The organism is Capnocytophaga granulosa ATCC 51502, assembly GCF_000411115.1.
Lineage (GTDB): Bacteria > Bacteroidota > Bacteroidia > Flavobacteriales > Flavobacteriaceae > Capnocytophaga > Capnocytophaga granulosa.
The window spans coordinates 1-7,426 of sequence record NZ_KE150250.1 but is presented as its reverse complement, the minus strand read 5'-3'; the positions used below and the strand labels follow the sequence as shown (position 1 = coordinate 7,426).

Genomic DNA, 7,426 nt, shown 5'->3' with positions numbered 1-7,426 from the left:
AGATAGACGACATAATAATCTGTGCTACCGCAGGTGATTCCCAGCCTGTGTCAGAAAAGAGAATATCCGATTTCACATTATTGCCTTGGGGCATTCCTCTACCAAAATCAATGGTAAGAGGTTGTGGCGTGGTGTGATAACTCACCTCAAAGCTATAAAAGCCTCCGTCTTGAGTGATGACCGATAGGTTGGTGCTATCGGTAAAGTCTGTTTTAGCTGCCTTTACCCTTAGTACATTCTCGGCATCTTTCACCTTGTCGGCTACTAAGTTTTCACTGCCTAAATCCACATAGCGGATAGAAGCAGGAAAGATAAGATGGGTTGTTTGGTCATAAGCCACCTGCAAAGGATAAGGCACTACCTTTCCTGATTGAGCTAAAAGTTCCTTTTTCTCAGTACTGAGGGCTGTGTTTTCCTTTGCCTCATTCTGGGCTTGCACGGTAACGGTAAGCATTGTTACCGATAATAATAAGTGTAATTTACGCATAAATAAAATGATATTAAGTGTGTTTAATAGGTTGAAAAATAAATAATTGTGTTGTTTTGTGCTTTGTTGTGTGTTTATGGGTTTGTCTGAAAGGTTATTTTTTAGAGATGAGTAGGAGCTGATAACCTGCTTTAACCCTTATGGAAGGTTGTGCAATCTTTTTAGAAAGATAAGACGTACCTCCTTGTACGACCCCTTTGCTCAGCTCCGAGACAATTTGATCTTTGGCGGAAGAGCTAAAGGTAAAGCTACTCCCTGAACTTTTGCTCATTCCTGCTGCTATTTCTCTAAAAGCATTGGCATCGGAAGAAGCAGGCAGGTATAACCCTTGTTGCCCATCGATGTCGTAGGCAGCTATAGAGACAGGAATCACCTTGCCCTTGTATTCTAAGGATTTTACGGTGAGTAACAATCTATCTCCACTCACTTTAGCAGAGGCTGTAAGCAGTTCTCCTTTGGGAATGAGTATGCCTGCTACTCGTATAGGCTCTAAAAGTCTTAGCTGCACCCTTGAGTTTTCTCCTAATAGCTGTTCGATATGTGTACAAGCGCGAATGCTATTCTTTAGGATACTGCCTTGTGGCTTAAAGCTCTCGCCATTGAAAAAAGCGGTCTGTTGCTCCTTCACCCATTCTTGCAGAGCCTCCTTCTCGGACTGCTTGCGGGGCAAACGACTGACGACCTTTTCCTCTGGAGTATAGACAGGAGCAATGTTTTTACTCTGTTCTGCATTGTCAGCTTCGCTACTATTGTTTTCCTCGCCCTCTTGTGAGCCTGCACCCCCCATCATTGAAGGGTTTTGTTGTCCTTTAGGCAAATATCTTGAAGCCATTTCATAAGACTTTTCCATCAATGCCATTTGGGCATCTATAGAGGTAGGATCTTGCTTATTGGAGAGTTGAGACTTGAGTGAGGCTATCTCTTCTTTGAGTCGTTGTTGCTCCTCGTAAGCACTATTGTCTTGGTAGAAACTGCCTAAAGTCTGGTGAATATCGCGATAAGACTGAGCGGAACGTTCAAAGGCATTAGGGGTAGCCTTGCGATAACGTGGAGTGGGTTCTTCTTCCTCCTCGATAGCTTCGGGATACTCCTCGCCTTCGTCTTCTTGCCAATAATCAGACAGCGCATTGAGAGAGGCTTTTTTATCAGCTTCTTTTTCTTCTAAGAGGGCTTCTTCGTAGGCTTTTTCCTTATCAGAAGGCAAGAGGGTTTCGGTAGCTTGTGGTATTGCCTCATTGATGCCTACTTGTGTTTGCTCTTGCTCACTTCCGCCACCAAAAAGCAGATACATACAAGCGAGGAAGATTATCCCCATTAGGGCATAGATAATGATTTTCTTGAGTTGTTGTTTTTTAGCAAGGGCTTTTTCCTCATTGCGCTCTTGGAGGGCTTTTTCCTCTTCTTCACTGACCAAGAAACTCGGTGTAGAAGAAGCGTTAGCCTTATCTGAGGCAGGGATATTACCGTTTTGCTCTGGAAGGGGTGTGTTCTTTTCCATTATTAAGTTGTTTAAAAATTAACGAATCCTTTTTTGGGGTATTCCCCTCAGTAGGTACAATAGCCTTGTTGTCAATATGCTGTATGGCAGGGGCTTCGCCTTGGTGGTACTCTTGGTAAGCGTGCCATAGTATAAAAAGAGTAAGTAGCGAGTAGGCTGCAAAGGCTAAGAGTACCAAGCGTTTTCTTTGTGAGGGTGAAAGTCCCTGGCAATAGCTTTGGGTTTGCTTTTTTAGAGAATGTATCTCTCTCTGGATTTTGGCTATCATCTCTCTACGGTTCTAAGGTCTTTGTTTTCTATTACATTGAACTGTTCGATGATAAACCCTTGAGGGTTGTTATCAGAACGCACGGAGTTAATCAACCTGCAGGAGGTAATAAGACTCCTTTCGGTGATGTTGCTAGCACGAGTGATGAACTGCTTGGCAAAGGTTTCCACCTGATAAGGATAGCTATTAAAGTTACAGCGCACACTATCGATGACTACCCGTTGGAGGATATTACCAGAGATGATGCGGTTGTAATAGCCTTTTTCAGCCAAATCTTTATAGTAGTTAAAGGCAGATTTATCAGCCATAAAGAAGGCACGTTTAGTATTGTCTTCAATTGCTTTTTTATCGGGGGCTAAGTTGAAGAAGAGTTCGTGAAACCTGCGCACGTGTTCTTTAGCCTCGACAGGGCGATTGATTTTCTCATCTTGAGAGAGTGCCAGCATTAGTGATTTGCCATTGTCTAACACATAGATTTTCTCGCGCTGTTTCTCAGCAAAGTAATAGGCATAGCCTACAGCGAAGATACTCACGCCTGAGCAGAGCACAGCAAAGGCTATGGCATACATACGGATTTGCTTGAATCCGTTTTCGATGTTTCTAAAGATTTTAAATTCCATTAATTTTAGTATTCAATTAGACTTGTTTTTACTTCATTAACCTACCTGTAATATTACCTGAAAGAGAGCCAGCTCCTGCACCTGCTATATTACCTGCATTGGAGGTAGCTTGGTTTACATTTCTACCATAATTACCCATACCTCCTGCTTGTATGATCCAACCTGCTACGGTGGGAATGGTAAAATAGCCTATGATACCAATGACCATAAAGATAATGTAGGCTGTGTTGGTAGTATCAGGAATAAAACTTGGGTCGGAGAGTTGCTCGATGTCTCGTTGTAAGATAAGGGATTGGATACGTGCTAAAATAGCACTGAACAAATCGGATACAGGAAGCCATAGATAGACACTCACATAGCGGGTAACCCATTGTAGTAAGGTAGATTGAAATCCATCCCATACCGAAATGGCAAAGGCTATAGGTCCTAAAATAGACATCACCACAAGAAAGAAAGTGCGTATGGTGTCAATCACTAAAGCGGCTGCTTGAAAGAGCATTTCGAGTAGTTCACGAAACCACGATCGGATGCTTTGCTTGAGGTCATACATCCCTCTTTCGATGTACATTCCTGCCATTACAGCCATATCTTCGGGCATCCAACCCAATTCATCAATCTTTTTGTCAAACTCTTCATCCGAGACGAGATAGGCAGTTTCGGGGTTGCGCAATTGTGCCTCTCGCTCTAATCGGTCTTTTTGTTCTTGTAGTTTGTGCAAATCGAGTGTTTGTCCTTCTAAGATGCTATGGGTACCCGTTACCACAGGGCTTAGCACTGTATTCATTGTTCCTAACACCAGAGTAGGGAAAAATATCACACACAGCCCTATAGCAAAGGGACGGAGCAAGGGATACACATCCACAGGTTCGGCACGGGCTAAGGCTTGCCATATACGCATTGCCACATAGAACAGTGCCCCTAAGCCTGCTAAGCCTTTGGCTATGGCAGACATCTGAGCTGTTAGGGGCATCATCTCATCATATAAAGTACGGAGTATTTGGTGTAGATTTTCCATTTATCAGTTTTTACCAGTATTTGAGTTCCGTTCCATAGAGTGAGAGTACCTTTTGCGCATCGTTTTGCTTCTTAGCTCGTAGGTAGCTTACCGAGATGTTCTTCTGGGTATAGTAGCGTACTAAGTTATAGTACTCTTTCACTTCCTTATGCACCTTGTCGATAATGTCCATACGCTCTTTGTCGTTCATAGAGAGTGAGGAGCTATTGACAATTTGTTGCAGGTCTTTGAGCAGCTTAGAACTTTCGCCCAAGAGCTTGGAGTAGCCATTGGCAATAGCAGACAACTCTTGAGAGGAGAAGTTAGGGTCTTGGCTCATCTTCTTGAAGTTGGTCACATACATCTTGGAAATGTCGCCCACAAGTAGCACCGTTTCCTGTACTTTGCGGGCATCTTTTACCAAGTTATTTACCTTTTTCAGAGCATCGTAATACTCCTTGCCTTGGTTGTAGAGCTTTTCTACCTCTCGGAAGTTGTTGAGCATATTCTTAGCTGTTGAGGAGGTTTGCACTATCTGCTGGGTAGTGTTGATAATGCTCTGAGCAAAATTAGTCGGGTCAGTTACTACCCATTGTGCGCTTAGTTTGGGGCTTGCCAGCATAGTTATAGCAAAAAGCCCCGTTAATAACATTTTCTTCATTGACTTTAATTATTATGATTTACGTATGATTATTAATTTATTACAGTCCATTAGCCATTTGTACGATAGCTTTTTCCAAATTGCCGTCTAACTTCTCGGAGAGTTCCATCACTTGGTGTTTTTCGCTCTCTTCGGTGGTGTAGGCAAAGTATTCTTCTCGGCTTACTTCTGTAGCATATACCGCAGAGTGTGTGCCTCCTAAGCCTATCCACACTTCTTTGTATTTGCGATGAGAGTCGTTGGAGAGATTGATGGATAGGATTTGCGACTTCTCTTTCTCGGTAAGTCCTAACATCGCTTGGATAGCATCGAACTTGTTCATATACTTGCGCTGGTCGAGCAATATCTTGCAATCGGAGTTGTTGATGATAGATTCCTTCACGATAGGTGAATGGATAATATCATCTACCTCTTGGGTTACAATTACTGCCTCTCCAAAGAACTTACGCACAGTTTTGAATAGGTACTTGATGTACTCCGCCATTCCTTCTTTGGCAATGGCTTTCCACGCTTCTTCGATGAGAATCATCTTGCGGATACCCTTCAGACGTCTCATCTTGTTGATAAACACCTCCATAATGATGATCGTAACCACAGGAAAGAGTATGGGGTGGTCTTTAATCGCATCAATTTCAAAGACGATAAAGCGTTTGGAGAGCAGGTCTAATTCCTTATCGGAATTGAGCAGATAGTCGTATTCACCTCCTTTGTAATAAGGCTCTAACACATTGAGGAAGTTAGCCAAATCAAAATCTTTTTCTCTTACCTGCTTCTCTTGTAGTATAGCTCGGTAGTCATTCTTGATATACTCATAAAAGCCATTGAAAGAGGGCGTGTGCGAGGGATTGTCTTTTACCAATTGCAGGTAAAGGTTTACTGCATTGGAAAGGGCTACCTCTTCAGCACGTGTAGGAGGCTCATTGTCTCGCTTCCAAAGGGTGAGTATCAGTGTTTTGATACTCTCTCGCTTTTCGATGTCAAACACTCCATCATCAGTATAAAAAGGGTTAAAAGCAATGGGATTGTCTTCGGTATAAGTAAAGTAAATCCCATCTTTGCCTTTGGTCTTGTGGTGAATAAGCTCACAGACCCCTTGGTAGGAGTTCCCTGTATCTACTAAAACGATATGTGTTCCTTGCTCGTAATATTGCCTTACTAAGTGGTTCGTGAAGAAGGATTTGCCACTACCCGAAGGTCCTAAGACGAACTTATTGCGGTTGGTGATAATCCCTTTCTTCATAGGCTCATCGGAGATATCCAAGTGGATAGGCTTGCCTGTGAGCCTGTCAGCCATCTTAATCCCAAAAGGACTGGAAGAACTTTGATAGTTGGTCTCTTGAGTCAAAAAGCACAAAGCGGGCTCTATAAAAGTATAGAAAGTCTCTTCACTGGGAAAGTCGGCGGCATTGCCGGCTATACCTGCCCAATAGAGAGTTGCCGTATCTATGGTGTTATGGCGAGGTTTGCACTCCATTGACGCCAAAGCACTACCCACATCGTTTTTAATGCTCCTAAGCTCTTGTGGGTTGTCCGACCACGCCATCACATTAAAGTGCGCTCTGATAGAGGAAAGTCCGTAAGAGTGTGCCTCATTGAGGTATTGCTCGATCCACTCTTTGTTGATTTGGTTACTACGGCTGTATCTTGAAAGCGAGTGCATATTGCGTGCTGATTTCTCAAACTGTCTGAGGTTCTCATCGGAATTGTCCAAGAACAGATATTGGTTGTAGATATGGTTACAACTCAGTAGCAAGCCCACAGGAGCTGCAAAGGATAAACGGCAGTCGCTTTTATCGGTAGAGAGTCGCTCGTAACGACTATCGGCTTGTACCTTAGAAGGTAAGTCTTCTGTATCTGATAAGGTATGTACACAGAGTCTTTGGTTACCAATGCGCATTTGCTCGGCGGAGAGGCATATATCTTGCAGGCTCTCTTTCTCATCAGTGGAAAGGCTGAGATACTGCTCAAAGAGTCCCTTTTTGTGGGGAGTGCCTATATAGTCCTCTGTTTTTAGCTGGCGGAGCTTTATCAGGTTAGAGTCGTTTAAAATACGCTCTAACTGCGCTACCGCTTCCAAGAATTGAGTGGCGTGTTCTCGGTTAGTGAGCTCCTTAGGCAAGAAGTTCCCTTTGCAAAGGGAGGAAAAGTTGCTTTGGGCTCTCATTCGGTTTTTAGTGGTTTGGGTGATAAATAGGTAGCATCTGTGATTTAAGAACGGGCGTTCGTTAAAATGCTTTTCGTACGAATGAGAGAGAAAACTCAAATTCTCGCCTTGCAGTTCAGGTTCATATTGTTCCTTGATAAACCAGTCCTGTTTGTGGATAACGGTATACTGTGGCAATACTTTGATAGCCTTATGCCAAAGTGAGTGGAGTATCTCATAGTCCTCACCCGAAATGGTAAAGAGCTCTGGAAGCTGCACCTCGAAGCCGATGCTGATGTCGGCTTCTTTGGTGAGCAAGCAGTCTTGTTCTATGGCAAGAATAGGGAATTTACTCTCTAAGGTGTTGATTTTAGAACTATTTCTCATTGAGGGTTGTTTTAGGTTTAGGGTAACGAATAAATTGGCGTGGTGATCTTTGGTGGCGTAGGTATTTGGGGTGGCGTTTGCGAGCTGCTTGTTTCATCAGGCCGTGTTCACCGTATTTCTGGTTTAGTGAAAAAGTCTGCCAAACCACAAGGCTGACCATACTAACGCCTACCCCCAAGCATACAAAAGAATTGACTCCTACCGTGTAGAGGATCATCACCAAGATAAGCACCGAGAGCAGTCCTCCTGCAAAGATGAAGAGGTACTGCGCTTTGAGTCCTTTGAACTCTACACTTCTGCCGATGCCTTTGTTGATAGAATAGCTATTTTTTGTCTCCATAAGTTTATAAGAAGAACGAACGCAAGAT

At 43.3% G+C, this 7,426-nt stretch carries 8 protein-coding genes; all 8 read right to left on the bottom strand.

The window, feature by feature from the left end:
* Positions 1-487: DUF4138 domain-containing protein (locus HMPREF9331_RS04925; RefSeq protein ID WP_016421352.1), on the bottom strand; the 487-nt coding region annotated here is incomplete at its 3' end.
* A 94-nt stretch (positions 488-581) separates the two neighbouring features.
* Positions 582-1,985 (bottom strand): conjugative transposon protein TraM, encoded by a 1,404-nt coding sequence (gene traM, locus HMPREF9331_RS04920; RefSeq protein WP_016421351.1) that lies wholly within the window; start codon positions 1,983-1,985, stop codon positions 582-584.
* Positions 1,948-2,253 carry a TraL conjugative transposon family protein gene (locus HMPREF9331_RS04915; RefSeq protein ID WP_016421350.1) on the bottom strand — a complete coding sequence of 102 codons (306 nt, stop codon included), beginning with the start codon at positions 2,251-2,253 and terminating at the stop codon, positions 1,948-1,950. Before HMPREF9331_RS04915 ends, traM begins: the two co-directional genes overlap by 38 nt.
* Complete coding sequence (gene traK, locus HMPREF9331_RS04910) at positions 2,250-2,873, bottom strand: conjugative transposon protein TraK (RefSeq protein WP_009389087.1); 624 nt, start codon at positions 2,871-2,873, stop codon at positions 2,250-2,252. Before traK ends, HMPREF9331_RS04915 begins: the two co-directional genes overlap by 4 nt.
* Before the next feature lie 28 nt (positions 2,874-2,901).
* Positions 2,902-3,888 (bottom strand): conjugative transposon protein TraJ, encoded by a 987-nt coding sequence (traJ, locus tag HMPREF9331_RS04905; protein WP_009389084.1) that lies wholly within the window; start codon positions 3,886-3,888, stop codon positions 2,902-2,904.
* Positions 3,889-3,898: 10 nt separating this feature from the next.
* Positions 3,899-4,528, bottom strand: coding sequence for a DUF4141 domain-containing protein (locus HMPREF9331_RS04900; RefSeq protein WP_009744749.1), 630 nt, complete (start codon positions 4,526-4,528; stop codon positions 3,899-3,901).
* A gap of 40 nt (positions 4,529-4,568) precedes the next feature.
* Complete coding sequence (locus tag HMPREF9331_RS04895) at positions 4,569-7,058, bottom strand: TraG family conjugative transposon ATPase (RefSeq protein ID WP_016421349.1); 2,490 nt, start codon at positions 7,056-7,058, stop codon at positions 4,569-4,571.
* Entirely contained in the window at positions 7,048-7,398 is a 351-nt protein-coding gene (locus tag HMPREF9331_RS04890) for a DUF4133 domain-containing protein (protein WP_009750754.1), read from the bottom strand. Before HMPREF9331_RS04890 ends, HMPREF9331_RS04895 begins: the two co-directional genes overlap by 11 nt.
* Positions 7,399-7,426 lie beyond the last annotated feature (28 nt).